The sequence below is a fragment of the Brevibacillus invocatus genome, assembly GCF_003710915.1.
GTDB lineage: Bacteria > Bacillota > Bacilli > Brevibacillales > Brevibacillaceae > Brevibacillus > Brevibacillus invocatus.
The window spans coordinates 83,547-108,186 of sequence record NZ_RHHR01000010.1 but is presented as its reverse complement, the minus strand read 5'-3'; the positions used below and the strand labels follow the sequence as shown (position 1 = coordinate 108,186).

The window sequence follows — 24,640 nt, the reverse complement described above, 5'->3', positions numbered from 1 at the left end:
TTCACGCAGTTTAGCTGCAAAGTGGCCTTTTGGTCTATTGGGGAGGAACTTACAACAAAAAGAGGAGGGCGAGCATCCCTGATTTCAAACATAGGGGAAGCTCAACCATCCTCTTTTTTCCTTTACAGTCGTTGACGTGTTTGTTGTAACATGATCGAATTATTGATGGCGGTCCAAACATCTGACGATTCCGAACCGATGTACCAATAGGCAAACCCACCAATTTGCCATTTCAGACTAGCTTGTGCTTTCAAACCCAGTGAGCGGCTTTCCTCCAGCCAGATCGTATGTGTCACCCCTTGCTTTTGGTAGCTGGAGATATATTGTCCGATACTATCCTGCCATCTGGTATTTCCACGGTACTTGGCAATCAGCTCGTAGGAGCTAGGGATGCTCAAGTCGCTAGATTGCATACTGCCGTTTGCGGAGAACCAATCGCGGGTATAGAGCGGCAAACCGACGATCAAACGTTCAGATGGTATATCGTCGAGCAGATCTTGAATCTTTTTTTCCAACCAGGGAAGGGAGGCCACAGACCCTGCTTTTGGACTTCCAACCCAGTGCTCTTCATAGGCCATCAAGACGATATAGTCTGCGTATTTTGCCAGTTTTTCATAGTCAAACGGGTCACTCCAATCAGAGTTCGTATCCGGCGGTACGTCCACGGAAACGACGGCACCCTGTTTGTGCAAGGCAGTCGACAATTCTTGGATGAAGAGGGTAAAGACATCACGATCAGCAGGTGAGAAGGCTTCGAAATCCACGTTGATTCCATCCAACTGATACTTGGTTACATACCACGACAAGGTTTGTACAATCGCGGTGCGTTTCGCTGGAACGGACAGGGCAGCGTGCGTGGCTGCGGAGTCAAACCGGTTTCCAAAGAGGGGCCAGACCTCCTTGCCGTTCTGATGTGCCCATTTCACCAATGCGGCATCGCTCTGATCGCTCACCGTTCCGTCCTTTTGCAGGAAGTACCAGCGTGGAGACACAGTGTTCACGTTTGTCTTTTTCACCTGGTTGATAAATTCCTCTGTTGTGGACTGATATTGCCACCCGAGAGAAATCAAAGGCTTTGAGGAAACAGTCTGCGCCTTTAAAAGCGTCAGAATTCGCTCGAGAATGACAGCAGTCTCCTGTCGGGAAAGTGCGTCAGCCGGACGGAAGAAACCGTTGTAGCCAGACATCCATCCACGATGTACAGCATCTCGAATGGAAGGCAATGCCCAAGTAGATATCTCCTGCACATCCTTAAAGGACAAAGAAGCGGATGTAGAACCTTTTTGCTTCAAAGCGCGGACGAGGATGCTCGCTGCTTCTTCACGTGTGATGGTACGTTTCGGTGAAAAGGTATTGTTGCTCGTACCATTTACCAGCTCCAGAGAAGCTGCTGCCTGGATGTCACCGTATGCCCAGTTATTCTTGGTCACATCCGAGTAGGACGCTACTTGGCTGGCGACAGGTTTGACACCAATGGTGCGATTCAGCATCGCGACAAATTCAGCCCGAGTGACAGGACGAGTTGGGTGAAAATATCCTTTTTCGTCCCCGGAAATAATACCTGCATCATGCAAGGTGCGTATTTGTTTGCTCGCATAGCTGTTGGTTATGTCACGCAGCGTAAGTGTGGATGCCGTGGAGGCCGGTACCCCGATGGCAAGGGTAAAGGCATACGTCATCATTACAAGGGAGAGAAACCACATATGTAGACTTTGTTTTTTCATCATACTACCAATTATAAGGAGTGCCGCAGAGGCTTTCATTGGTGATTTATTGGTAAATCATAGACTGGGGTACAGTTAGAACTCTTCATTGATCGCGGAGCTATGATAAGATGGGAAGAGAGATCAAAGAGATTGGATAGAAGTGAGGCGGAAGAGAAATGAATGAAGTACTGATCGTAGGGGCTGGTCCTTGTGGGCTGGCAGCAGCGATTGCCTGCAAGAGAGCGGGGCTTGACCCACTGGTGATTGAAAAAGGGTCCTTGGTCCATTCTATTTATCGGTACCCGACCTACATGATTTTTCATAGCACGGCTGAACGGCTGGAAATCGGTGATATTCCGTTTTCGACTGCCAACGAAAAGCCGACCCGGCAAGAAGCTTTGAATTACTATCGTCTGGTTGCTGGCCGTGAACAGTTGCGTGTACATGTCTATGAAACAGTCACATCAGCCAAGCAGATTGAGGGTGGCTACCAAGTAGTGACCAGAGATCGATTGGACCAGGAGCATCGTTATACGTGCAAAAATTTGGTGATCGCGACGGGATATTTTGACCATCCCAATACATTGAAGGTTCCCGGTGAAGAGCTTCCGAAAGTATCCTCTTTTTACAGGGAGGCTCACCCTTACAGCGGGTTGAAGGTAGCGGTTGTAGGCGGGAACAATTCGGCTGTCGATGCGGCGATGGAGCTGGAACGAGCAGGGGCACAAGTGACGGTCATCTGTCGGAGACCAGAGCTGTCTGAAAAGGTCAAGGCATGGACACGACCCGTCTTTGAAAGCCTGGTGGAGAAAGAACGGATCAAGGTCATGTATCAGTCTACGGTTGAGGCGATTCAGGAGAAAACGATCCAGGTTCGAACAGGCGATGAGGTGGTATCACTTGAAAATGATTACGTCTTTTCGCTGATCGGATTCCGTCCGGATCGTACCTTCCTCCACTCTTTAGGGGTGAAAACCGATCCGGAGACGGGAATACCCGAACACAATCCCGAAACGATGGAGACCAACATACGTGGTCTGTACATCGCAGGTGTCGTGGCAGCAGGCAATCGCGCCAATGCCATTTTCATTGAAAATGGTCGATTTCACGGCGAGGCGATCGCAAGCCATATTATTCAATCACAAAAATCGTAAGGAAGGGCCTACACGGTCCACGAGAGCTGCTTTCCGCCGATCAGATGATAATGCAGGTGGAAGACAGTTTGTTGACCATGCTTGCCGATGTTTGTGACGACACGGAAGCCGGGTTCCGTTACTTCCATCTGTTCTGCTACTTTTTGTAAAGCGAGATGCAGGTGGCCGATCAATTCCTTGTCCTCTGACTGGATGTCCAGTAGGGATGGGATGTGCTTCTTGGGAATCATCAGGACGTGTACGGGTGCAATCGGATTAATATCATGAAAAGCCACGACATGCTCATCTTCGTACACCTTGGTTGAAGGGATTTCACCAGCTACGATTTTGCAAAAAATGCAATCCATCTATACTCACAGCCTTTCAAAAGTGTGTTGGGTACCCTATTTCGTCACCCGACCGGACTTTCCCTGTCGAACGCAAGAAAACGATTTCAATTGCAACTATTGCTTTTTTCTTAAGGTATCTTATAATAATGGATGGATGTTCAAAGATGGATGGAGCGACCCCGTGTCCCTCATCGTCCTGGCTTCCACTCGCTTCAGATGGCGGGATTGATAACTGGTACGTAAATGCTAAGTGTTAACCCACCATGAAACAGCTTGAGCAACAAGCTTCTTTTGTTGTGTCAGTTGTTTTGTGGTGGGTTTTTTCCTGTATCGGAGAGCAAAAACGATGAGCGCTTTTACTTTCCGATACAGCAAGAACAAGCTGCCTCGACTTCGTGGTTGCTCAGGCTGGTATAGAGGTTTTCTTATTGTTGTGAGGAGGAGCTATGACTAAAAAAATGATTGCCGTTCAACTAAACGGCCAAACCCATCAGATCGAAGAAGGAACCCGTCTTCTGGACTATATGCTGAAACAAGAAATCGAGCATCCGCATATTTGCTACTCACCGATTCTCGGACCGATTCAGACCTGCGATACCTGTATGTGTGAAATCAACGGCGATATCATGCGCGCCTGTTCCACGGTTGTTCAAGAGGGCATGGAAATCAAAACCGCATCAGAGCGTGCACGTGCTGCCCAGACAGAGGCAATGGATCGCGTGCTGGAAAACCATATGCTCTACTGTACGGTTTGCGACAACAATAATGGAAATTGCCGCGTGCACAATACAACGGAAATGCTTCACATCGAGCACCAATCCCGTCCGTTCACCGAAAAAGGCTACGAAGTGGATATGTCTCATCCGTTTTACCGCTATGATCCAGATCAATGCATTTTGTGCGGACGTTGCGTAGAGGTATGTCAGGATCTCCAGGTAAACGAAACCTTGACGATCGATTGGGAGCGGGAAAAACCGCGTGTTTTGTGGGATGACGATAAATCGATCAATGATTCCTCCTGCGTATCCTGTGGACAATGCGTCACCGTCTGCCCATGCAACGCCTTGATGGAAAAATCCATGCTGGGTGAAGCAGGATTCATGACGGGTCTCGGTAAAGACCTGATGGCGCCCATGATTGACATGGTGAAAGAAGTAGAACCGGGCTATAGTGGAATCATGGCTGTTTCTGAGATTGAGTCCGCGATGCGTGACACACGTACACAAAAGACCAAAACGGTTTGTACTTTCTGTGGTGTCGGCTGCACGTTCGAGGTTTGGACGAAGGACCGTCATATTCTCAAGATTGAACCAAGTGAAAATTCTCCTGTTAATGCTGTTTCCACTTGTGTAAAAGGAAAATTCGGATGGGATTTCGTCAACAGTGATCAGCGCTTGACTACACCACTGATCCGCAAAGGGGAAGAATTTGTACCCGCATCTTGGGAGGAAGCGCTGGATCTGGTTGCGAGCAAGCTTGGAGAAATCAAAGAGAAGTACGGAAATAACGCACTGGGTTTTGTCAGTTCCTCCAAGACGACCAATGAAGAAGTCTATTCCTTGCAAAAACTGGCCCGACAAGTATTCGGAACCAATAATGTCGACAACTGCTCCCGTTATTGCCAATCTCCAGCCTCTGACGGCTTGATGTCGACAGTTGGATATGGCGGAGATTCTGGAACGATCAAGGACATCGCAGCTGCCGGACTGGTGATCATCGTCGGGGCCAACCCAACCGAAGGACACCCTGTTCTTGCCACACGCGTGAAGCGTGCCAAAAAACTCCACGGACAGAAGCTGATTGTGTCTGACCTGCGGAAGCACGAAATGGCGGATCGATCCGATCTGTTTATCCACCCTAAACAGGGTACCGATTATGTATGGCTGACAGCTGTCGCCAAGTATATGATCGATCAAGGTTGGCATGATGAGAAATTCATTCAGAATCGCGTCAACTTCTTTATGGAGTACCGAGAAATGCTGCAAAAATACACGCTCGAATACGCCGAAGAAGTCACGGGGATTTCGAAAGAGCAATTGATTCAAGTAGCGACCATGATCCATGAAGCAAGTGGCACTTGTGTCCTCTGGGGCATGGGAGTTACGCAAAATACAGGTGGATCGCATACATCTGCAGCTATCTCCAACTTACTCTTGATCACGGGTAATTACGGTCGTACTGGTACCGGGGCATACCCACTTCGCGGTCATAATAACGTACAAGGCGCATGCGATATGGGGAGTTTGCCAAACTGGCTGCCTGGTTATCAGCATGTGGGTGATGAAGAGGCTCACGCGAAATTCGAAGAGGCATACGGGGCGAAGTTTCCGAGCACGCCAGGCTGGACGAATATCGAAATGTTACAGGCTGTTGAACGAGGCGATTTAAAAGGAATGTACCTGGTAGGAGAAGACATGGCATGGGTTGATTCCAACTCCAATCACGTACAAGAAACTCTGGCCAGTCTCGAGTTCTTTGTTGTCCAAGACGTGTTCTTTACAAAAACAGCTCAATTCGCTGACGTCATCTTACCTGCAGCCCCATCGCTGGAAAAGGATGGCACCTTCACGAATACTGAACGTCGCATCCAACGCCTGAACAAGGTGTGGGAGCCTCTCGGGGATAGTAAGCCAGACTGGTGGATCGTACAAGAGGTTGCGAAACGTAGAGGCTTCGATTGGAACTTTACTCATCCAGGCGATATCATGGATGAAATTGCGAGTCTAAGCCCAATCTTTGCTGGTGTATCCTACGACCGCTTGGAAGGTTGGAATAGTTTGGTCTGGCCAGTAAAAGCAGATGGAACCGATGAGCCATTGCTGTACATCGATAGATTCAAGTTCCCGGATGGTCGTGCCCGCCTTTCGCTGGTCGAGTATGTTCCGCCAGTTGAATTTGCGCCAGAATTTGATTTGGTCGTAAATAACGGACGCATACTGGAACATTTCCACGAAGGAAACATGACGAACAAGTCAAAAGGAATCCAATATAAAGTTCCTAATGTTTTCGTAGAAGTGCCGCCTGCACTTGCCAAAGAGCGCGGAGTAAAGGACGGATCGCTGGTCCGCCTGGTATCTCCGTATGGAAGAGTTAAGCTGCGAGCTGTCGTCACAAACCGCGTCCAAGGCATGGAGCTGTTCATACCAATGAACTCTGTCAGCCACGAGAATGCAGTCAATGTTTTGACAGGTAATGCGGTAGACGTGCGGACTCAGACACCTGCCTACAAGCAAACCAAAGTATACATGGAGATTTTGGAAGTAGATGGTATCAACCCGCTGCCGATGTACAACCCGCGCTATGCCAAGCGCAATCCGCAATTGGGCGTACAGGTAGAACGCAAATGGGCACGTGAGGATTACCAGCCGATTGCCAAAGTGAACCAGGCAGGAGGTGCTAAGTAAGCATGGCAAGACCTATTGTGAACATCAAGAAGCCCGTCCTGTCAGAAGAGGAAAAAAACACCCAAAAGCTGGATCAGCTCAAATCAGAGCTGGCACAGAACGCAGATGGTATTTCCGATACCATCAAGCTGCTGCAGGAGCTGCATGATAGCGGGATTCTGGAAGCTGTCCAGGCATTGGTAGAAGCGAAGGAAAAGGTCACGAAGATTGCACTCGGACAGCTGACGCGTCCGCCGGTCACCAATACGATTAACAACGCCATGGCGATGGCAGAAGCAGTCAGTGACATCGACCCGGCCATGACAAAAAAATTGGTCAGCAGTCTGAGCAACGGCTTGCAAAAGGCTGAGGAAGGCTTGCAAAAAAACGAAAAAGTGGGCTTGCTGGACTTGTATAAAGCCATGAACGACCCTGACATCAACCGTGCGATCGGTTTTGGGCTCAACCTGCTCAAAGGCATGGGTGAAGGCTTGAAGAAATAGAGAAGCTAGGCTTGGATTCAACCTATTGGTTGGTTCCAGGCCTTTTCTTTTGCGCACATGAAAGAGGAAGATGGGAAAAGCGTTGATTTCAAGCAAGGAGAAGGAATCATACACTATGGCGAAGCCTTCAAAAAGAAGGGGGAGTATACGTGTCTATGGAGCCATTGCTTTTATTTCTCCACATTCCCAAAACGTCAGGAACCTCGATCAACCGCATGCTGTCAGAAGAGTACGAGCGTGAGGAAATCGCCTTCATGCACGAGGATGCCAGCTGGTCGACAAGAAAGCTGGTAGAGCTGTGCAATCGCACAGACAGCTCGCTTCGCGTCGTGTCGGGTCACTTTCCCTACGGCTTGCACGAGCTGATCCAACGTCCAACGCGTTATTGTACGTTCGTGCGTCATCCTATCGAATTGGTGTTATCCATCTATTCCTTTTTGCTTCGTAACCCATCCATTCCAACCTACCAACAAATGTCCGAGATGAGCTTCGCACAGTTTGTACAATCTGATCAAATGAATTTCCTGACATCCAATCTGCAAACCCGCTATCTCTCAGGCAATCCCTTGGGATTTACACACCAAACGGAGATGCAATACTATGTCTGGAACCCGGGAGAGTACATTCCCGATCTGGGACGTGCAATGAATCATCTGGCTTCCAGCTTTGCGTTTATTGGCATTACCGAATGGTCCGACCAATGTGTTCCTATTCTGCGCAAACAGTTGGGGTGGAATCGTTCAGATCAGATCTACCGTGAAAATGCGTCGACGAACAGACTGCAAGAATGTGATTTGGACACTGAGACTCTACGTATGGTCTTTCAAAAGAATCAGTTCGATTTTCAGCTGCATAGCTATGCGAAAAAGTGGTTTCAACAGCACGCCTATTAGATCAAAAGAAGGAGGGGAGGCTGAAATCATGAGATCGACAGGGTATGTCCTCTGGTTTACTGGTTTGTCAGGCGCAGGTAAAACAACGCTTGCCAATCGTTTGCATCATGAACTGAACGCGAAAGGATTGTCCAGCTATGTTCTGGATGGTGATCGCTTGCGGCTTGGGCTCAATCGCGACCTGGACTTTTCGCCAGAAGACCGGTCTGAGAATCTGCGTCGTGCGGGAGAGGTTTCGAAAATTCTCATCGAGACAGGTACGATCGTTCTGGCTGCCTTTATTTCACCTTCAAAATCAGATCGTCATAGGATCCGGCAGATGTTTTCGGACGGGAAGTACATCGAGGTCTACGTCCAATGTCCGTTGCACGTCTGTGAAAGCAGGGACCCAAAAGGCTTGTACAAGAAGGCGCGTCGTGGAGCCATTCCCGATTTTACAGGTATCACCGCAGCGTACGAGGAACCCGAGAGTCCGGAATTGGTTATTCAAGCGGATCAACAATCCATATCAGCATGCGTCCAGCAGATTCTCGTCTATTTGCGAACGCGAGGTATAATGCATCAGATGTAGAGTTCGCATGTCATGTGAAGAGGGGTTATTCGCTCCCATGTCGTATCGTTATGAAGAGAGAATTCATTATGGACAGGGGGTCGGTGACAAAATGACGTTGCACAATATGATCCAGCCTATCTCTACTTTTCTACGGGCGACCGATTCTTTGGAGGATGCAGCGAGAGCCATGCTGGAAACACGGCTGGATGTGCTCCCGGTAGGAGATGACGAGGGTAGGCTGATCGGTGTTTTTTCGCGTAGCTCACTTTATCGGATGATCCTTGAAAAGGCGCCTGCTCATTCACCCATTCGGGAGTTTATGAAGACCGAAGCGGTCACTACCCAACTGGACAAGCTGTCAGAGACAACTTTTGAACAGATGGAGCAGATTATTCAAAATAGCCACGTCGGTTCCAGTATCATTATCGATAGTGATAGAAGAATTGTAGGTGTGTTGACCAAAGCCCGTGTCGTCAATGCGCTGGTTGAATCGAAGAATGACTTGAGAGAACAGATGGAAGTCATGATGCAGGTGGAAAAACCAGATTTGCTCGATCGCTCACTGGATGTGGGACGTATAGGGGATAAAGCGGCGGTAAATCATCCGTACCGTGCGGTGTATACGTGGAATCACATTATCACACGAGACAAAGCGATGAAGCAATGCATGTCCCTTGCTGCAAAAGCTGCAAGGCGCCTTACGCCCGTCCTGCTTTTGGGAGAAAGCGGAACAGGCAAAGAGCTGTTTGCACACGCCGTGCACAATGCCAGTAATCGAGCATCTGGGCCGTTTATCACGGTCAACTGTGCATCCATACCTGAGCATCTGCTGGAAGCCGAGTTTTTTGGCTATGAACCAGGCGCCTTCACCGGAGCAGATCGTGCGGGCCGAATCGGAAAATTCGAGCTTGCCCATGGCGGAACCCTCTTTCTGGACGAAATTGGCGAAATGCCTAGGTCCCTGCAGGCCAAGCTGTTGCGCGTACTTGAAGGAAAGGATTTTTTTCGCGTGGGGGGAAACAGGCCGATTCAGACAGATGTGCGGATCATTTCCGCGACGCATGCGCCGTTAGAAGATCGGATACGTGAAAAGACATTCCGAGAGGACTTGTACTACCGCCTGCACATCATCACGCTGACGATCCCTCCTCTGCGTCAGCGTAAAAACGACATTTTACTTCTAGCCAATACGTTTATCAAACAGTTAAACCCGATTCTGGACACAAACGTTACAGGTATCGAGGAAGCTGTACAAAAAGTGTTGTACCACCATGATTGGCCTGGAAATATTCGTCAATTGCGCAATGTCGTGGAAAGAGGCATGATCATGGCGGAGCAAGGGAAAATTTCTTTCGCTGATTTACCGGAGGAAATGCTGCAAAAGGCTACAGAAATACATGGTAAAACAGTGGTTCATGCAGCTGAAAAGATGGAAATTGAGCGGGCATTACGCGAAACAAACGGAAACAAGGCAAAAGCGGCCAGATTATTAGGAATCAGCAGATCTGTCTTTTACGAAAAATTGAAAAAATACAACCACTAGCCATTGTCCGGTAATCCGGACATTTTTTTATTTTGTCTTGATTCGTGGACAGTACTCTCCATAAAAATCACTTTGTTCAGATCAAAATCGTTGGCAATAGAATTGCATTAGTCCTTTTTGCAGAACGAGTAAATCACAATGAATGACAGGGAGATGGGAAAATGACGCGAGAAGTCGTGATCGTGGAGGCAGTACGTACACCGATTGGTAGAAGAGGAGGACTTTTAAGTGGAATTCGCCCCGATGATCTTGCTGCAATGGTGCTGCAGGAGCTGGTCAAGCGGGTAGATCTAAAAGCTGAACTGGTAGAGGATGTCATCTTAGGGTGCGTTTCTCAAGTAGGAGAACAAGCCGGCGATATTGCACGAGTTGCTTCCCTCATCGCCGGCTTCCCCATCGAGGTACCCGGCACTACGATCGATCGGCAGTGTGGATCTAGTCAACAAGCAGTCCATTTCGCGGCCCAAGCGATTTTAAGTGGGGATATGGATATCGTGATTGCTGGCGGTGTGGAGAGCATGTCCCGGGTTCCGATGGGCTCTACTAACCAGGGAGCGAAGAGAAGCGAGCAATTGACAGCAAGATATGAGTTGATCAATCAAGGCTTGTCGGCAGAAAGAATCGCCGAGAAATGGGGGTTTAGCCGCACGCAACTAGATGAGTATTCGATGGAAAGCCATCGTCGGGCGATACGTGCGCAGGAAGAAGGGCGATTTGAAAGAGAGATCATGCCTTTAGAAGTCACATTGCCTGATGGCAGCACCACGATCGTCACGCAGGATGAAGGACCGAGAAAAGGAACCTCGATGGAGAAGCTTGCGTCTTTAAAGCCAGCATTCCAGGACGATGGCCGGATACATGCAGGAAACGCCAGCCAGATCAGCGATGGAGCGGCAGCCCTTTTGCTGATGTCGAAAGAGAAGGCCGAGAGCCTGGGAGTCAAGCCTCGTGCCAGAATCATCTCACGTACAGTGGTCGGGTCGGATCCGACCTTGATGCTGACTGGACCAATCGCCGCATCGAAAAAAGCATTGGAGAAGGTTGGGCTAACCATCGAGGATATGGATTTGTATGAAGTCAATGAAGCCTTCGCACCCGTACCACTCTGCTGGCAGGTGGATATGGGAGCGGACCCGAGCAAGCTGAACATCAATGGGGGAGCCATCGCGATCGGTCATCCACTGGGAGCAAGCGGAGCGCGTGTCATGATTACCTTGCTGCATGAATTGGAGAGAACAGGTGGCAAATACGGCTTGCAGGCTATCTGTGAGGGGCTGGGCATGGCAAACGCAACGATTATTGAACGACTGGATTAAAGGAGGAGGCTTATGCTGTCTGACATTCTCGTGATCGACTTTTCACAGCATCTGCCAGGACCTTATGCCACTCTGCGCCTAGCGGATCGTGGGGCACAGATCGTCAAAGTCGAAACGCCACAGGGAGACCCAGCGCGTCATCCGAAGATGAAGGACCAAGGCGACAATTATCTTTTCCGTGCGCATGGACGCAACAAGAAGAGCATGGTTCTCAATCTCAAGGAAGAGCCTCAGCGATTCGTGGCGCTTGACCTGATCAGTCAGGCAGATGTCGTGATCGAGAGTTTTCGCCCTGGCGTGACCAAGCGGCTCGGTATCAGCTACGAAGATGTGGTTCAGGTCAATCCGCGAATCGTCTACTGCTCGCTGTCAGGCTATGGTCAAAACGGTCCCATGCATCAGATGGGCAGCCACGACATCAATTACATGGCCATCAGCGGTGCCTTGGCGCAGATGACGGATGATGACGGTGCACCGATCGCACCCAGCATGACGTTTGCCGACATGATCGGAGGAATTGCCGCATCAGAAGCCATTTTGGCGGGTTTGGTACAGCGAGGAAAGACAGGGAAGGGGACGTATTTGGACATCTCGCTTGCGGATGTAATGGTTACACTGATGACCAACCATGTGCTCATGGAATCGGCGACTGGCAATCGACGAGGACTGGCAAAGCTGCACAAAAGTCTCGTCTGCTACGCGATTTATCAAACCAAGGATCAGCGATACATTTCTCTGGGAGCGCTGGAACCAAAATTCTGGGAGAATTTCTGCCAGGCAGTGGAAAAGCCGGAGTGGCTTTCCGCCCACTACTCTCCCCAACAAGACGAGAACCCTGTTTATCAGGAAATACAAGCGTTAATCCGGAGCAGAACGCTTGCTGAGTGGACGTCCTTCTCTTTGGAGGTGGATTGCTGTATGGCACCGATCTTGGAAGCGGGAGAACTGCACGATCATCCGCATATTCGAGAACGCCGTTTGATTGAGGAGCAGTGGGGGCTTCGCTATGTGGCGACGTGTTATCAGAGCGAAGGCTCGGTGCTGCAGCATGCAACACCATCTCCAAAGCTTGGTGAGCACACAGAAGAGTGGTTGACCCGATTGATGAAAAAGTAAAGAAAGGCAGGGAGATACGCAATGTCCTTTGAGCGACTGGAAGTTCAAATCGAAAACGGTGTGGGTACGATCCGCCTGAACAGACCAGAGAATCGTAATGCGATGGTTCCAGCATTGCGAACAGAGCTGCTTCAGGTGCTGTCCGATCTCGAGCAGGACGATCAGGTTCGAGCCATCATTCTCACAGGAGAAGGAAAGGCATTTTGCGCAGGCGGAGATTTGAGCTCGATGGGCAATCAAGTGACGGCTCTAACCGGACGCCAAAAATTGAAGCTGTCCCATGAATTGATCCTGGCCATTCTTCAAGTGCGAAAACCAGTCGTGGCTGCAGTAAACGGCGCTGCAGCCGGTGCAGGCTTCAGTCTTGCTCTTGCCTGCGATCTCGTCGTTGCAGCACGTTCCTCCTTTTTCGTACAAAGCTTTGTCCATATCGGGCTTGTACCAGACCTCGGTTCTGTTTACTTTTTGACGCAGCTCCTGGGACATCATCGGGCGAAGGAGCTGATGCTTTTAGGAGAACGCATCAGCGCTGAGCAAGGGCAACAGCTCGGGTTTGTCAATCGGGTGGTGGAGGATGAGCAGCTTTTGGAAGAGGCAAGGGCTATCGCTGACCAATTGGCAAAAGGACCATCCATTGCAGTCGGTTTGACGAAAGATCTGGTGAATCAAACCATGATGAGAGGATTGAATGAATCCTTGGAATTGGAAGCGTTTGCGCAAGGGCTATGCCTGGAATCAGAAGATTTAAAAGAGGGCGTAAAGGCATTTTTTGAAAAACGGCGGCCGCAATTTTCTGGTCGATAATTTCAAATCTTGGAGGAGTGAAGATCATGTCTGCAACGACTTCATTTGATGGAAATAAAGTCTCCAAGCCTTATTACAACAGTGAGCACCTCATGTTTCGGGAAGCCCTTCGGAAGTTTTTGGATAAGGAAGTCGTTCCCCATCTCGATCAATGGGAGGAGGACGAAATCGTCCCGCGTTCTTTTTGGGATCGAATGGGAGAGCTGGGATTCCTGTGCCCGCAGGTATCACCGGAATACGGCGGGCTTGGTCTGGACTTCGGCTTCCAGATCGTTCTGGCTGAAGAGGCAGGCAGAGTAGGCGGATTAGGAGGACCAGGGATTCATACCTCCATCGTCGTCCCTTATTTGGAGGAATTCGGAACGGAGGAACAAAAGAAAAAATATCTGCCCAAATGTATTTCTGGAGAAATCGTCACTGCGGTCGCAATGACAGAGCCAGGAGCGGGATCAGATCTAGCCGGAATTCGGACGACAGCAGTGCGCGATGGCGACCATTACATCGTAAACGGGCAAAAAACCTTCATCAGCAATGGCATCCATTCTGATCTGATCGTCGTAGCAGTCAAGACGGATACCAAGGTGACCCCTGGACATAAAGGAATTAGTCTCCTGCTGGTCGAGCGGGGAATGCCAGGCTTTATCCGGGGACGAAAATTGAAAAAAGTAGGTCTTCGCAGCCAGGATACAGCAGAACTGATCTTTGAGGATTGCAGGGTACCGGTCGAAAATCTGCTGGGTCAAGAAGGAAAAGGCTTTTATTACTTGATGCACAAGCTTCAGCAGGAACGCTTGCTTGCGGCGATTGGAGCGATTGTATCTGCCGAAGACATGCTGCAAATCACCATGCAATACGTGAAGGAACGACAAGCGTTTGGCAAATCGATCAGTACGTTTCAGAACACACAGTTTGAAATTGCCGAGATGGCAACAGAGGTGCAGCTGGGGCGCACTTTCGTCGATGATTTGATCGTGCGCCATATGAATGGAGAAAACATCGTCACGCAGGTTTCCATGGCGAAGTGGTGGATTACAGATATGGCACGAAAAATGGCTCCGCGCTGCATGCAGCTTCACGGGGGCTACGGCTTTATGGAGGAGTACAAGATCGCCAGACGTTACCGTGATATCGCCATATCTCCGATCTTTGCCGGAACGAATGAAATCATGAAAATCATTATCGCCAAAAACCTGGGATTGTAGTGGAAATGGAGGAATAGAGGATGAGTAAAATGCTGGACGATCAAGTGGCGATTGTCACGGGTTCGGGGCGTGGCGTCGGACGTGAGGTAGCGCTGATGTTTGCTGAGCATGGAGCCAAAGTCGTCGTCTCAGATCGGGACGAAGCACCTGCTCAGCAAGTCGTATCTGCCATTCGGGAGCAGGGCGGAGAAGCCATCATGTACTGCGGGGATGTGACAGCCTCGAAATTTGCCAAGGGGATTATCGAGGAGACAGTTTCCACGTTTGGCAGACTGGACATTCTCGTCAACAATGCCGGGTATACCTCGGATGCGCTGATACACAAAATGAGCGACGAGCAATTTCAGGCTATGCTTGATATACATCTCATCGCACCGTTTCGATTGATTCGGGAAGCGAGCCCTTACTTTCGGGATGCCGCCAAAAAAGAAATGGAGCAAGGAATAGTGCACCATCGAAAAATTGTCAACGTCTCGTCAGTGGCGGGGATTAGCGGCAATGTAGGCCAGGCCAATTATTCCTCTGCAAAAGCAGGCGTGGTTGGCTTGACCAAGTCAGTGGCCAAGGAATGGGCAGGATTCAATGTCAACTGCAACGTCGTAGCATTCGGCTTCATCGATACACGTCTGACGCAACCAAAAGAGCTCGGCGAGACGGTGGACGGTGTGGTCGTGGGCATACCGGAGAAGGTACGGAACATGTTCATCGAGCGGATCCCGCAAAAACGTGCAGGTGATGCAAAGGAAGCCGCCGCAGGAATCTTTTATCTGTCTTCGCCGCTCTCCAATTATGTGAATGGTCAAGTCCTGCACATCAATGGAGGGACCTATACCTGATCCTAGCACGACAGAAAAGGAATAGAAGGAGGGGCATTGATGATCGAACAGAAGATCGGACGGAAGACGGCATCGAGCACGTTTACCGTAGAACTGGGAAAAGTGAAGGAGTTTGCGCTTGCCTTGGGCGATTCCCATCCTGATTATCAAACGGGGGATGCGATTCCTCCTACCTTTGCGACTGTCATTGACTTTTGGAGTGGGGAATCTTCAATGGCTTCCTTGCTTGAGTTGAACATGGAGAAGGTTTTGCACGGCGGCCAGGAATTCGAGTATTTGGGCAAAATTCGGCCAGGTGATGTCATTACAGCTTCAGGTGAAGTGGAAAATGCTTATAGCAAGGCTGGGATGAATTTTTACATTGTAAGAAAAACGTATCAAAACCAGCAAGGAAAAACGGTTTTGATCAGCCGCTAGGGCTTGGCGGAGTCATTGCGCACGGGATGATGATCATGGGATTCATCGGTCAGGCTATCGGAGTTTGGTTCCACCCCGATCAGCTGCTCCGTTTTTCCGTACGCTTTCAAGCAATGACGCGTCCTGGCGAGTCGATTACCATCAAGGGAACGGTAATAGGTGAGACAGATGACACTTGGAAATGTCAGGCATTCGCGGTAAATGAAGAAGGAGAGACGAAGGTAAGTGCCTTATTCGAGGTCAAGAAGGCGTAATGTAGACGTATAGAGTACAAAACGGATGGAGGGAGATTGACCCGGCGTTGACATCATGTTCAGGCTCTCAACAAACCTAACTAGGGAGAGGTTGTATCATGATTATTACAAAAGGTTTATTGCGTAATGTCCAAACCCGACCGGAAAAGATCGCAGTCATTGACGGTGACAAGCAGTTTACGTACCGTCAGCTGGCAAATCGATCCGCACGATTGAAGGAAGCGCTGCAAAAGATGGGCATTCAAAAAGGAAATCGAGTCGCTGTATTGATGTTGAACAGCTTTCGTTATCTGGAATTGATGTACGGTGTTACAGCCTTGGGTGCTTTGATCGTTCCCCTTAACTATCGTCTGTCGCCTGAAGAATTGATGTACATCCTCCAGGATTCGGGTGCCAAGGTCCTCTTTTTGCATCGGGAATTTGTGAAAGTGGCTCCCTTGTTGAAAAAGGAGGTGCCATCCCTGCTCCATTACGTTCTGGCAGAGGATGAGGAGATTCGTGAGCTTGGGCTCGAATCCTATGAGGACTGGATTCAGCAGGCGACCGATCAGCCGTTGCGCTACGCTGACGATTTGCATGAGGACGATGTAGCTGGCTTGTTCTACACGGGAGGGACGACTGGCCGCGCCAAAGGAGTTATGCTAACCCATCGCAACCTGATTAGTAATTACTATCACGCCGGAGTTCTGAATCATCAAAATCCTGACAGTCGTTTTTTGCATGCTGCGCCGATGTTTCATTTGGCAGACGGCATGTGCATGATCAGCATCACCAATGCAGGAGGCTCGCATTGTGTGATTCGCGCCTTTTCTGCGAAAGGGTTCATGAAAGCGGTGGATACATACAAGGTGACGAATACGTTGCTGGTACCCACCATGCTAAATATGGTGTTGAACGATCCGGATTACAAAGCGTATGACCTTCACTCCTTGGAGAAAGTGACTTATGGTGCGGCACCGATGCCATACGAGCTATTGAAGCGAGCGATGCAGGAGTTTCCCAACATCAAATGGACGCAAGGCTACGGGATGACCGAAGCCTCTCCTGGAATCTCTCAGCTCAGTCCGGATTATCATGTTCTCGATGATTCGTCTAAAAATCAGCGACGTCTATTTTCGGCAGGTCATGCAGTCATGGGCGTTGAGGTGCGCATCGTCGATGAATTGGGAAATGAACTTCCTGTCGGCCAAGTCGGGGAGATCATCGCACGGGGTCCGAACATCATGAAAGGGTATTGGAATTTGCCTGAGGAAACGGCCGCAGTCTTGAAAAACGGCTGGTACCACACGGGTGATATGGGCTATCTGGACGAGGATTACTTCCTCTATGTCGTGGATCGTAAAAAAGACATGATTATTAGTGGGGGAGAAAATATTTACTCGCCAGAGGTAGAAAACATCATCTATCAACATCCGGATGTAGTGGAGGTAGCCGTGATTGGTGCCCCTGATCCAACGTGGGGAGAAATCGTTTTGGCGGCTGTGGTGAAAAAGAAAGGCAGTCAGATGACCGAGCAAGAGATAGTGGATTTCATGCGTGGCAGGGTGGCCAGCTACAAAATCCCGAAAAGGATTGAATTCATGGAGGAGCTGCCGAAGAGTGGTGCCGGAAAGATTTTGAAACGGCATCTGAGATCCCTTTATTGGAAAGACATGCCGCGTCAAGTGAATTGAGAGTATGCTCCTGTTGTGAACGCAATCGCAGTAGGAGCGTTTTTTTCTACTCCAAAACAGAGATATAAATATCTACCTGACTGTTGGCAGGATCGATGCAGCGCTCATCGTAGACCTCAAAATCCGTCAGGAAAGCCCGCTTATGTGTTTTGGACCATTCCCAGATGTAAGCCCAGGCTTCTACCACAATTTCGGAGACAGGCCCTTTTCTAGTAGTAAACACGACATACGTGCCCTCTGCCACACAATAGCTGGTCATTCCAGCTGGAAGCGGATCAGTGGGGGCGATCTCTGTTCCGATTCCAAAGGTATAGGAACCCGTTTCGTCCGTTTCATATTCCGTGTAAACAGCTAGAATGGTATCGCTTTTTCTGGATGGAAAAGGCTCAAGTGCACCCTCACGGATAAAAAGGTCCCATTGCGCAGGGATGACGCCTACGCTATTCATCTCGGCTTCATTGGTTGTTTTTGCTGATCGGCAAAGATATGTGAATCCCTGTACCTTCTTTGGATCACTGACTAGGATGTGCTGGGACAATGTGTTCTCCTCCAATACAAACGTACGTTCTGTTTATTTAGATTATAAGGGGTTTATCTAGGAAGTTCAACCGAGGAATTATAATATTTGTCATGAAAACTTGTAGAATTGGGTCATTAACCCAGCTATAATGTAATAAAATGAATATTTTGGTTATAGGCCGACAACGGTGTCGGGTTTAATGAAGAATGCTTGCTGTGAGTTCAATCGTATGGGAAAAGTGAAGAGAGCGAAGCAATGGTGCTTTTTTATGCTGCGGGTTATGGAATCCCGTCAGCATGGAATAGCACCTTTTTTATTGGGAGTCCCCTGTTTTCTACTTATCGAAGAAATGGGAGAGGGTGTCTGCATGAAGCTGTCCTGTGTGATACGTAAACAGCAATATCAATTTGGCTCCATACGTGAGGTGCTTGCGAAAGCTAGTGAAGAAAAATCAGGAGATCAAATGAGCAAGCTGTCAGCAAACTCTGCCTTGGAGAGAATGGCTGCCAAAGTGGTTCTAAGCGAAATGATGCTGAGTGATATCTACGAGAATCCCGTGATTCCCTATGAAAAGGATGAAGTGACACGTGTTATTTATGAGGACATCAATCTGTCCGTCTACAACGAAATCAAGGGATGGACGATTGGCGAGCTGCGTGAATACATCCTATCCTTTTCATCGGGGATGCCAGAGCTTACACGAATAAGCCGGGGACTAACCAGTGAAATGATCTCCGCTGTTGCCAAATTGATGTCGAGCATCGACCTGGTCCTAGCTTCACAGAAGATGCGTCATCAGGCTTACTGCAACACCTTGATTGGAGAGCCGGGCCGACTTGCTTTCCGCTGTCAGCCCAATCATCCGATTGATGATCCAGAGGGTATTATGGCTTCGATCAAAGAAGGACTTTCATACGGGTCAGGGGACGCCGTAATTGGCATCAATCCAAATAATGATTCAGTTGAAAGCGTTACCAAGCTGCTGAAGATGACGCATGATTTTATGCAGCATTGGCAGATTCCTACACAAAACTGCGTCCTCGCCCACATTTCGACACAGGTGCAGGCCCTGCGAGGTGGTGCGCCCATTTCTCTCCTCTTTCAAAGCTTGGCAGGCTCGCAGAAAGCCAATGATGCATTTGGAGTCAATAAAGAAATTCTCGATGAGGCAATGGAGCTGATGCTCCGCTATGGCACCGCTTCAGGCCCCAATGTCATGTATTTTGAAACGGGTCAAGGCTCAGAAGTATCCCTCGATTCGCATGAAGGGGTTGATATGCAGACGCTGGAATCCCGAACCTATGGCTTCTGCCGCCATTGGAAGCCTTTTATGGTGAATAATGTTTCGGGCTTTATCGGTCCAGAGACCTTGTATGATGGAAGGCAGATGATTCGCGCTGATCTGGAGGATTTGTTCATGGGCAAACTGCATGGGTTGCCGATGGGAATAGCCCCTACCTATACGAATCACATGTATGCGGACCAAAATGATCAGGAGATCGCCGGAATGCTGACTGCATTGGGCGGGGCGAACTTTTACATGGGCGTTCCGGGCGGAGATGATGTCATGCTCAGCTATCAGGATACGAGCTATCATGATGACGCCAGTCTGCGAGAACTGTTGGGTTTTCGACCTTTGCGCGAATTTGAGAAATGGTTGGAGAAGATGGAGATCATGGAGAATGGTCGATTGACGGAGCGAGCTGGGGACTTATCCATTTTTGACTGAGCGTCAGGGGAGGGAACAAGGGATGAAACAGGTAAACCTGGATCATTTGGTCCAAAGAGTGATAGAGGAGTTATCCAAGAAAAATGAACATCTGGAAAGCATCCATTTCCCAGAAGATAAACAAGCGGGAGTCCCAAAGCCGCATAATCCGGAAGTCCTGGAGCGAGCTATGAGGAGGACTCCTGCTCGCATCGGGATTGGGCGGGCTGGTACGCGTATGAAGACGACGAGCTATCTGCAATTTCGGATCGACCAAGCTGCTGCCCATGATGCAGTCATGAACACGATTGATCCATCCTTGATTGAGGATTTGGGACTTCCCGTCCTTCATTCCAGGGCGTCCGATATGCAGGAGTACTTGATGAATCTGGATTCGGGACGCTTTTTGTCAGAGGATTCGGTCCGTTGGCTGGAGAAGCATGGGGAAAAAAACAAGGATGTGCAAATCATCATATCCGATGGACTTAGTACGTCAGCATGTGAAGCCACCATTCCGGACTTGTTGCCAGCGTTGCTGCAAGGTTTGGCTTTGAAAAAAATTCAGGTTGCAAAGCCGATTTTTATCCATCGTGGCCGTGTCTGGGTGCAGGATCATGTAGCCTCTATCGTGAAATGTAAAGTGGTCATCTCCCTGATTGGTGAAAGGCCTGGCCTTGCCACCGCAGAGAGTCTGAGCGCCTACATGATTTACAAGCCTGATCATCATACCGTAGAGTCAGACCGCACCGTCATCTCCAATATCCATCGCGGTGGCACTCCGCCGATCGAAGCAGGGGCATATTTAGCAGATGTACTGGAGGAAATTTTACGTTTTCAGGCAAGTGGTGTAAAATATGCGCAGCTTCGAGCAAAATAACAAGTAGATTCCTATTGGCAGTTCCTGCTATCATGCACTAGAATACAAGGAGATAGACCATTTTTCATGAGGAGTTGCTACGCATGAAGGAGCCAAACCAAAACGACATCGAAGCTACCGAAGGCAAAGGAAAAATCAGTCTGCAAGAAGCGATCAAGCGCAAAATGGCTGAGAAAAAACAGGCACAATCGAATGGGAGTTCTTCCTTCCAGAACCAAAAGTCGGCCAATCAAACAATGAAAAGCCAGCATACGAAGAAACCAAACAATCAACGCAGACGTACGGGAGTCTAAAAAGCAGGTAGAAGAATCATGTCAAAAAATGCTGAAGGAGCCAATCCCTCAGCATTTTTTTCTTGTCAAGGAAGGTGAACGTCATGGACGCTGCCACCTTTTTCGATAGGCGAGGGGAGTCATGTCCACGCGTTTTTTGAACAAGTCAATAAAATGGCTGACGTGATCGATCCCGACCTCGAACGCGATAGCAGCTACGGTGAGATCGGAGTAGGTGAGCAATTCCTTGGCATAGGTGATTCGACGATGGATGATGTACTCGTTCGGCGCATATCCCGTGTATTTTTTTAACAGTCGTACCAAATGAAATTTACTTACGGCATGCTGCTTGGCCAATTCGTCCAAAGAGATCTTTTCCTGAAAACGCCGATCCAGTTCTCGCACGATATTTTCGATGACAGGCGGCAGAAAGGTGCCAGCATGCTCCGGCGGATTGGTGGCCAAAAGCAAGTGAGTCAACAGTTCAACCAATACCTTGGAAGCCAAAGCCTCGGTTCGGACATCTTGATAATGGTGAATATGGATCAGTTGCCGAATCAGATCAGGCATTCCTTGATCTGATTCGAATGAAACGACCGGCGAACCATGCTTGGCAAATTGCTCATAATATCCCCGGCTGTTGCTCCCGTCGAAATGTACCCAAAGGATCTCCCATAGACAGGCTTCATCGGTCTTGTAAAATTGATATTCGCGACAATCGATGAAAAACGCCTGATGCGGGCTTAACACATACGATTTTCCTTGATAATGCAGATGCCCCGACCCGGAAAGGGTATACACCAGCAAATACGAATGAAGCTGTTGTCGCTCCGTAAAATATCCGGGCTGGGTTTGGAAATGACCGACCTCCTGAACGTAGTAAAAGGTTGACTTGGCCATTTGGCTTGGAGTCGTGATCAAGCGCACAGAATCTTCTGTCCAATCGTATGATGCCCTTTCAACATATTTGTCCACGACAAGCACCTCCTGGCAATAAACTGTTATGAACGAACAAGATGCTGGGATGTTTCTTACATTGTAAGCGAATACAATGGACGCATGAAGGTGTTATTTTCTCGTGGAGGGGATCTTGAATGGAGCATTCAAACAGAATGAAACCTGTCAAAAAAGGAAGAATTGGCCTGTACACGATCGGACTGGCTGCATACTGGAGCCAGTTCCCGGGCTTGCGAGAGCGATTGACGAATTATGGGGAATTTTTAAAAAAGCGGATGTCTGAGTATGGAGATGTTTTTTATTACGGTCTCGTGGATACAGAAGCAGAGGGCAGACGAGCAGGCGAGTGGTTCAATGCCCAGAATGTCGATCTCATTTTTTGCCATTCGGCTACTTACAGCACCAGCTCCACTGTCTTGCCTATCCATCAGCTTTGCTCCGCACCTGTCGTCATTCTCAATCTACAGCCGGCGGCGAGAATCCATTACGAGCTCACTACCACGGGCGAATGGCTGGCGCATTGCGGTGCCTGTCCGGTACCGGAGATTGCCAATGCCTTTTCGCGGGCTGGTATCTCTTTTCGTGTGATCAACGGCTTGCTTGGACTGGAGCAAACACCCAGCATTTCAGTCACGAATGAAGAGACAAAGGATCGCTGGGAGGCCAAACGAGCTTGGCAACACATCGAGGAGTGGATTCAGGCAGCAGCTGTACGCAGAACCTTGCGCCACAGCCGTTTTGGATTTCTGGGAAACACATACAGCGGAATGCTGGATATGTACAGCGACTTTGCCATGATACAAGCAGAGATCGGCTTGCATGTCGAAATGCTGGAAATGTGTGATTTAGACCGAATGCTGCGTGAAGTAACAGAAGCAGAAGTAAAGAAGATCCGAATGGACATAGAAGACATGTTTGCGATAAGCGGTGATTCACCGTCTGACCCGATCGCCAAAAAGCCTACTGACGAACAGCTGGAATGGTCTTGCAGGGTAGCTGCTGCACAGGAAAAGCTGGTTCGACATTACGATCTGGACGCATTGACTTATTATTATCACGGCGCATCTGGGAATCCTTACGAGAAGCTGCAAGCAGGCTTCATCGTGGGCCATTCGCTACTTACTGCAAAAGGGATTCCTTGTGCAGGAGAGGGAGATCTCAAGACAGCCATCGCGATGAAGATTTGTGATTCACTCGGGATTGGCGGTAGTTACTCCGAGATCGTCGTCGTGGATTATGAGGATGAAACGATCCTGTTGGGACATGACGGGCCGTTCCATATGGCCATCTCAGAAGGAAAGCCGATATTGCGAGGAATGGGACTTTATCACGGGAAACAGGGAACTGGTGTATCGGTTGAAGCAAAAGTGAAAAAAGGCCCGGTGACGACGGTTAACCTGACACAGACTGGCGAAGGCAAGCTGAAGATGATATTTAGTGAGGGAGAATCCACCAACGGACCGACGATGAAGATAGGCAATACCCAGACTCCCGTGAAATTTCGTCAGCATCCTGACGAGTATATGGAACGTTGGTTTATGGAAGCGCCCACACATCACTGTGCGCTAGCGATTGGACATCACGCACGTCTGCTTCAAAAGGTTGCTCAGCTTATGTCGATCAAGCAGGTTACGCTGTAGGGAACGAGCTTACAAAAGAAAAACAAAAGAAATCCTCAAATTTCTTCCTGTAATAGCGGGTAAAACTGGTATAATCAAAGATATACAAAATCAAAAAGAACAGTCGACTCGCAAAACAAAAACGTGGCGTCCGCAATAAGGTACGGGAAAGAGGATGACGATGCTTGTAGCTGAGAGGCATGAAATGATTGTCCGTTTGGTAAACGACAGGGGCAGTATTCGAGTATCAGAATTGAGTGAGATTTGCAACGTGACAGAGGAGACCATACGTCGGGATCTGGATCGATTGGAGGAAGCGGGGCGTTTAATCAGGAGCCACGGCGGAGCAGTCAGCATCGCGGACCAGCAACCGGAAATTCCTTATCTAGAACGTGAAGTAACACGGATGGAGGAAAAGAAACGGATCGCCAGACAAGCTGTTGCTTATATTGAACCGCATGATAGGATCATTCTAGACGCTAGCACCACGGCTTGGTACATGGCGGCGATCGTACCAGATATTCCGCTTACCGTATTGACCAACTCCATCAAGGTTGCGATGGAGCTTTCCACCAAGGAAAAGGTGGAAGTGATATCGACGGGTGGAACGCTGGCACCTCGATCCCTTTCTTATCTTGGACCGAGCGCAGAACGGACATTGGATCAATATCATGTCGACAAAGCTTTTCTTTCCTGCAAAGGGGTCCATCTCGAACGCGGAATCAGTGAATCGAATGAATTGCAGGCTCTAGTCAAAAAGAAAATGATCGAGATTTCAGACAAAGTCTTTTTGCTGGCGGATACAAGCAAATTCGGTGTCCAGGCTTTTACCTATTTTGCCAAACTCTCAGAAATCGATGAGATCATTACGGATGACGAAGTCGATGAAGGGACCATTCGCCAATTGGAGGAAAAATCCGTAAAAGTGAAGGTTTCTCCGTAAGTGACAAGGGACAAGGAATAAGTGCTTCAAGCATGGCAAAGGCGGAGGTGATGAAACCCTCC

Annotated in this window: 23 protein-coding genes; 19 read left to right on the top strand and 4 right to left on the bottom strand. The window is 49.0% G+C overall.

Annotated features, from left to right (window positions below; translation table 11 throughout):
* Window positions 1-122 precede the first annotated feature (122 nt).
* A complete protein-coding gene (locus tag EDM52_RS06515; RefSeq protein ID WP_245996628.1) occupies window positions 123-1,679 on the bottom strand; it encodes an S-layer homology domain-containing protein in 1,557 nt (518 codons plus the stop codon).
* 203 nt (window positions 1,680-1,882) lie between these two features.
* On the opposite strand from EDM52_RS06515, the gene EDM52_RS06510 reads away from it, so the two are divergent.
* Window positions 1,883-2,860, top strand: a complete 978-nt coding sequence (locus EDM52_RS06510) for a YpdA family putative bacillithiol disulfide reductase (RefSeq protein WP_122908224.1) — start codon at window positions 1,883-1,885, stop codon at window positions 2,858-2,860.
* Window positions 2,861-2,868: 8 nt separating this feature from the next.
* Here the strand turns inward: EDM52_RS06510 and EDM52_RS06505 are convergent, their stop codons facing one another.
* A complete protein-coding gene (locus EDM52_RS06505) occupies window positions 2,869-3,207 on the bottom strand; it encodes a histidine triad nucleotide-binding protein (protein ID WP_122908223.1) in 339 nt (112 codons plus the stop codon).
* A 428-nt stretch (window positions 3,208-3,635) separates the two neighbouring features.
* Between EDM52_RS06505 and fdhF the strand changes: the two genes are divergently transcribed.
* The 13 genes from fdhF (at window position 3,636) to EDM52_RS06440 (ending at window position 17,682) form a co-directional block, all read left to right on the top strand.
* A complete protein-coding gene (gene fdhF, locus EDM52_RS06500) occupies window positions 3,636-6,593 on the top strand; it encodes a formate dehydrogenase subunit alpha (RefSeq protein ID WP_122908222.1) in 2,958 nt (985 codons plus the stop codon).
* A 2-nt stretch (window positions 6,594-6,595) separates the two neighbouring features.
* Entirely contained in the window at window positions 6,596-7,075 is a 480-nt protein-coding gene (locus EDM52_RS06495; RefSeq protein WP_122908221.1) for a helical membrane plugin domain-containing protein, read from the top strand.
* A 155-nt stretch (window positions 7,076-7,230) separates the two neighbouring features.
* A complete protein-coding gene (locus tag EDM52_RS06490; RefSeq protein WP_122908220.1) occupies window positions 7,231-7,968 on the top strand; it encodes a sulfotransferase family 2 domain-containing protein in 738 nt (245 codons plus the stop codon).
* A gap of 28 nt (window positions 7,969-7,996) precedes the next feature.
* A complete protein-coding gene (gene cysC / locus EDM52_RS06485) occupies window positions 7,997-8,539 on the top strand; it encodes an adenylyl-sulfate kinase (RefSeq protein ID WP_245996621.1) in 543 nt (180 codons plus the stop codon).
* 37 nt (window positions 8,540-8,576) lie between these two features.
* Window positions 8,577-10,064: a sigma 54-interacting transcriptional regulator gene (locus tag EDM52_RS06480; protein WP_183184879.1), complete on the top strand. Its 1,488-nt coding sequence runs from the start codon at window positions 8,577-8,579 to the stop codon at window positions 10,062-10,064.
* Between the two features lie 161 nt (window positions 10,065-10,225).
* Window positions 10,226-11,380, top strand: coding sequence for a thiolase family protein (locus tag EDM52_RS06475; protein WP_122908217.1), 1,155 nt, complete (start codon window positions 10,226-10,228; stop codon window positions 11,378-11,380).
* A gap of 12 nt (window positions 11,381-11,392) precedes the next feature.
* Window positions 11,393-12,496 (top strand): CaiB/BaiF CoA transferase family protein, encoded by a 1,104-nt coding sequence (locus EDM52_RS06470; RefSeq protein ID WP_122908216.1) that lies wholly within the window; start codon window positions 11,393-11,395, stop codon window positions 12,494-12,496.
* 21 nt (window positions 12,497-12,517) lie between these two features.
* On the top strand, window positions 12,518-13,300 hold the full coding sequence (locus tag EDM52_RS06465; RefSeq protein WP_122908215.1) for an enoyl-CoA hydratase/isomerase family protein: 783 nt from the start codon (window positions 12,518-12,520) through the stop codon (window positions 13,298-13,300).
* Window positions 13,301-13,326: 26 nt separating this feature from the next.
* Window positions 13,327-14,502, top strand: a complete 1,176-nt coding sequence (locus EDM52_RS06460) for an acyl-CoA dehydrogenase family protein (RefSeq protein ID WP_122908214.1) — start codon at window positions 13,327-13,329, stop codon at window positions 14,500-14,502.
* A 20-nt stretch (window positions 14,503-14,522) separates the two neighbouring features.
* On the top strand, window positions 14,523-15,338 hold the full coding sequence (locus EDM52_RS06455) for an SDR family NAD(P)-dependent oxidoreductase (RefSeq protein ID WP_122908213.1): 816 nt from the start codon (window positions 14,523-14,525) through the stop codon (window positions 15,336-15,338).
* 39 nt (window positions 15,339-15,377) lie between these two features.
* A complete protein-coding gene (locus EDM52_RS06450; RefSeq protein ID WP_122908212.1) occupies window positions 15,378-15,755 on the top strand; it encodes an FAS1-like dehydratase domain-containing protein in 378 nt (125 codons plus the stop codon).
* A 35-nt stretch (window positions 15,756-15,790) separates the two neighbouring features.
* A complete protein-coding gene (locus EDM52_RS06445) occupies window positions 15,791-16,009 on the top strand; it encodes a hotdog family protein (RefSeq protein ID WP_245996613.1) in 219 nt (72 codons plus the stop codon).
* Between the two features lie 98 nt (window positions 16,010-16,107).
* On the top strand, window positions 16,108-17,682 hold the full coding sequence (locus EDM52_RS06440) for a long-chain-fatty-acid--CoA ligase (protein ID WP_122908210.1): 1,575 nt from the start codon (window positions 16,108-16,110) through the stop codon (window positions 17,680-17,682).
* A gap of 46 nt (window positions 17,683-17,728) precedes the next feature.
* On the opposite strand, the gene EDM52_RS06435 is transcribed toward EDM52_RS06440, so the two are convergent.
* A complete protein-coding gene (locus EDM52_RS06435; RefSeq protein ID WP_245996610.1) occupies window positions 17,729-18,220 on the bottom strand; it encodes a GyrI-like domain-containing protein in 492 nt (163 codons plus the stop codon).
* A gap of 349 nt (window positions 18,221-18,569) precedes the next feature.
* Between EDM52_RS06435 and EDM52_RS06430 the strand changes: the two genes are divergently transcribed.
* The 3 genes from EDM52_RS06430 to EDM52_RS06420 all read left to right on the top strand — a co-directional run bounded on the left by EDM52_RS06430 (window position 18,570) and on the right by EDM52_RS06420 (window position 21,080).
* Complete coding sequence (locus tag EDM52_RS06430; protein ID WP_122908539.1) at window positions 18,570-19,931, top strand: ethanolamine ammonia-lyase subunit EutB; 1,362 nt, start codon at window positions 18,570-18,572, stop codon at window positions 19,929-19,931.
* A 22-nt stretch (window positions 19,932-19,953) separates the two neighbouring features.
* Entirely contained in the window at window positions 19,954-20,787 is an 834-nt protein-coding gene (eutC, locus tag EDM52_RS06425; protein WP_122908209.1) for an ethanolamine ammonia-lyase subunit EutC, read from the top strand.
* An 83-nt stretch (window positions 20,788-20,870) separates the two neighbouring features.
* Complete coding sequence (locus EDM52_RS06420; protein ID WP_122908208.1) at window positions 20,871-21,080, top strand: hypothetical protein; 210 nt, start codon at window positions 20,871-20,873, stop codon at window positions 21,078-21,080.
* 81 nt (window positions 21,081-21,161) lie between these two features.
* Here EDM52_RS06420 and EDM52_RS06415 read toward each other — a convergent pair whose 3' ends face one another.
* On the bottom strand, window positions 21,162-22,034 hold the full coding sequence (locus tag EDM52_RS06415) for a helix-turn-helix transcriptional regulator (RefSeq protein WP_122908207.1): 873 nt from the start codon (window positions 22,032-22,034) through the stop codon (window positions 21,162-21,164).
* A 119-nt stretch (window positions 22,035-22,153) separates the two neighbouring features.
* Here EDM52_RS06415 and EDM52_RS06410 point away from each other — a divergent pair, with 119 nt between their 5' ends.
* On the top strand, window positions 22,154-23,656 hold the full coding sequence (locus tag EDM52_RS06410) for an L-fucose/L-arabinose isomerase family protein (RefSeq protein ID WP_122908206.1): 1,503 nt from the start codon (window positions 22,154-22,156) through the stop codon (window positions 23,654-23,656).
* Between the two features lie 160 nt (window positions 23,657-23,816).
* Window positions 23,817-24,578 (top strand): DeoR/GlpR family DNA-binding transcription regulator, encoded by a 762-nt coding sequence (locus EDM52_RS06405; RefSeq protein WP_122908205.1) that lies wholly within the window; start codon window positions 23,817-23,819, stop codon window positions 24,576-24,578.
* The last annotated feature ends 62 nt before the right edge of the window (window positions 24,579-24,640 follow it).

Bases quoted from the DNA above. Each gene is read 5' to 3' on its own strand.
- EDM52_RS06515 (WP_245996628.1), bottom strand. From the start codon at position 1,679: ATGACGTATGCCTTTACCCTTGCCATCGGGGTACCGGCCTCCACGGCA.
- EDM52_RS06510 (WP_122908224.1), top strand. From the start codon at position 1,883: ATGAATGAAGTACTGATCGTAGGGGCTGGTCCTTGTGGGCTGGCAGCA.
- EDM52_RS06505 (WP_122908223.1), bottom strand. From the start codon at position 3,207: ATGGATTGCATTTTTTGCAAAATCGTAGCTGGTGAAATCCCTTCAACC.
- fdhF (WP_122908222.1), top strand. From the start codon at position 3,636: ATGACTAAAAAAATGATTGCCGTTCAACTAAACGGCCAAACCCATCAG.
- EDM52_RS06495 (WP_122908221.1), top strand. From the start codon at position 6,596: ATGGCAAGACCTATTGTGAACATCAAGAAGCCCGTCCTGTCAGAAGAG.
- EDM52_RS06490 (WP_122908220.1), top strand. From the start codon at position 7,231: ATGGAGCCATTGCTTTTATTTCTCCACATTCCCAAAACGTCAGGAACC.
- cysC (WP_245996621.1), top strand. From the start codon at position 7,997: ATGAGATCGACAGGGTATGTCCTCTGGTTTACTGGTTTGTCAGGCGCA.
- EDM52_RS06480 (WP_183184879.1), top strand. From the start codon at position 8,577: ATGTCGTATCGTTATGAAGAGAGAATTCATTATGGACAGGGGGTCGGT.
- EDM52_RS06475 (WP_122908217.1), top strand. From the start codon at position 10,226: ATGACGCGAGAAGTCGTGATCGTGGAGGCAGTACGTACACCGATTGGT.
- EDM52_RS06470 (WP_122908216.1), top strand. From the start codon at position 11,393: ATGCTGTCTGACATTCTCGTGATCGACTTTTCACAGCATCTGCCAGGA.
- EDM52_RS06465 (WP_122908215.1), top strand. From the start codon at position 12,518: ATGTCCTTTGAGCGACTGGAAGTTCAAATCGAAAACGGTGTGGGTACG.
- EDM52_RS06460 (WP_122908214.1), top strand. From the start codon at position 13,327: ATGTCTGCAACGACTTCATTTGATGGAAATAAAGTCTCCAAGCCTTAT.
- EDM52_RS06455 (WP_122908213.1), top strand. From the start codon at position 14,523: ATGAGTAAAATGCTGGACGATCAAGTGGCGATTGTCACGGGTTCGGGG.
- EDM52_RS06450 (WP_122908212.1), top strand. From the start codon at position 15,378: ATGATCGAACAGAAGATCGGACGGAAGACGGCATCGAGCACGTTTACC.
- EDM52_RS06445 (WP_245996613.1), top strand. From the start codon at position 15,791: ATGGGATTCATCGGTCAGGCTATCGGAGTTTGGTTCCACCCCGATCAG.
- EDM52_RS06440 (WP_122908210.1), top strand. From the start codon at position 16,108: ATGATTATTACAAAAGGTTTATTGCGTAATGTCCAAACCCGACCGGAA.
- EDM52_RS06430 (WP_122908539.1), top strand. From the start codon at position 18,570: ATGAAGCTGTCCTGTGTGATACGTAAACAGCAATATCAATTTGGCTCC.
- eutC (WP_122908209.1), top strand. From the start codon at position 19,954: ATGAAACAGGTAAACCTGGATCATTTGGTCCAAAGAGTGATAGAGGAG.
- EDM52_RS06420 (WP_122908208.1), top strand. From the start codon at position 20,871: ATGAAGGAGCCAAACCAAAACGACATCGAAGCTACCGAAGGCAAAGGA.
- EDM52_RS06410 (WP_122908206.1), top strand. From the start codon at position 22,154: ATGGAGCATTCAAACAGAATGAAACCTGTCAAAAAAGGAAGAATTGGC.
- EDM52_RS06405 (WP_122908205.1), top strand. From the start codon at position 23,817: ATGCTTGTAGCTGAGAGGCATGAAATGATTGTCCGTTTGGTAAACGAC.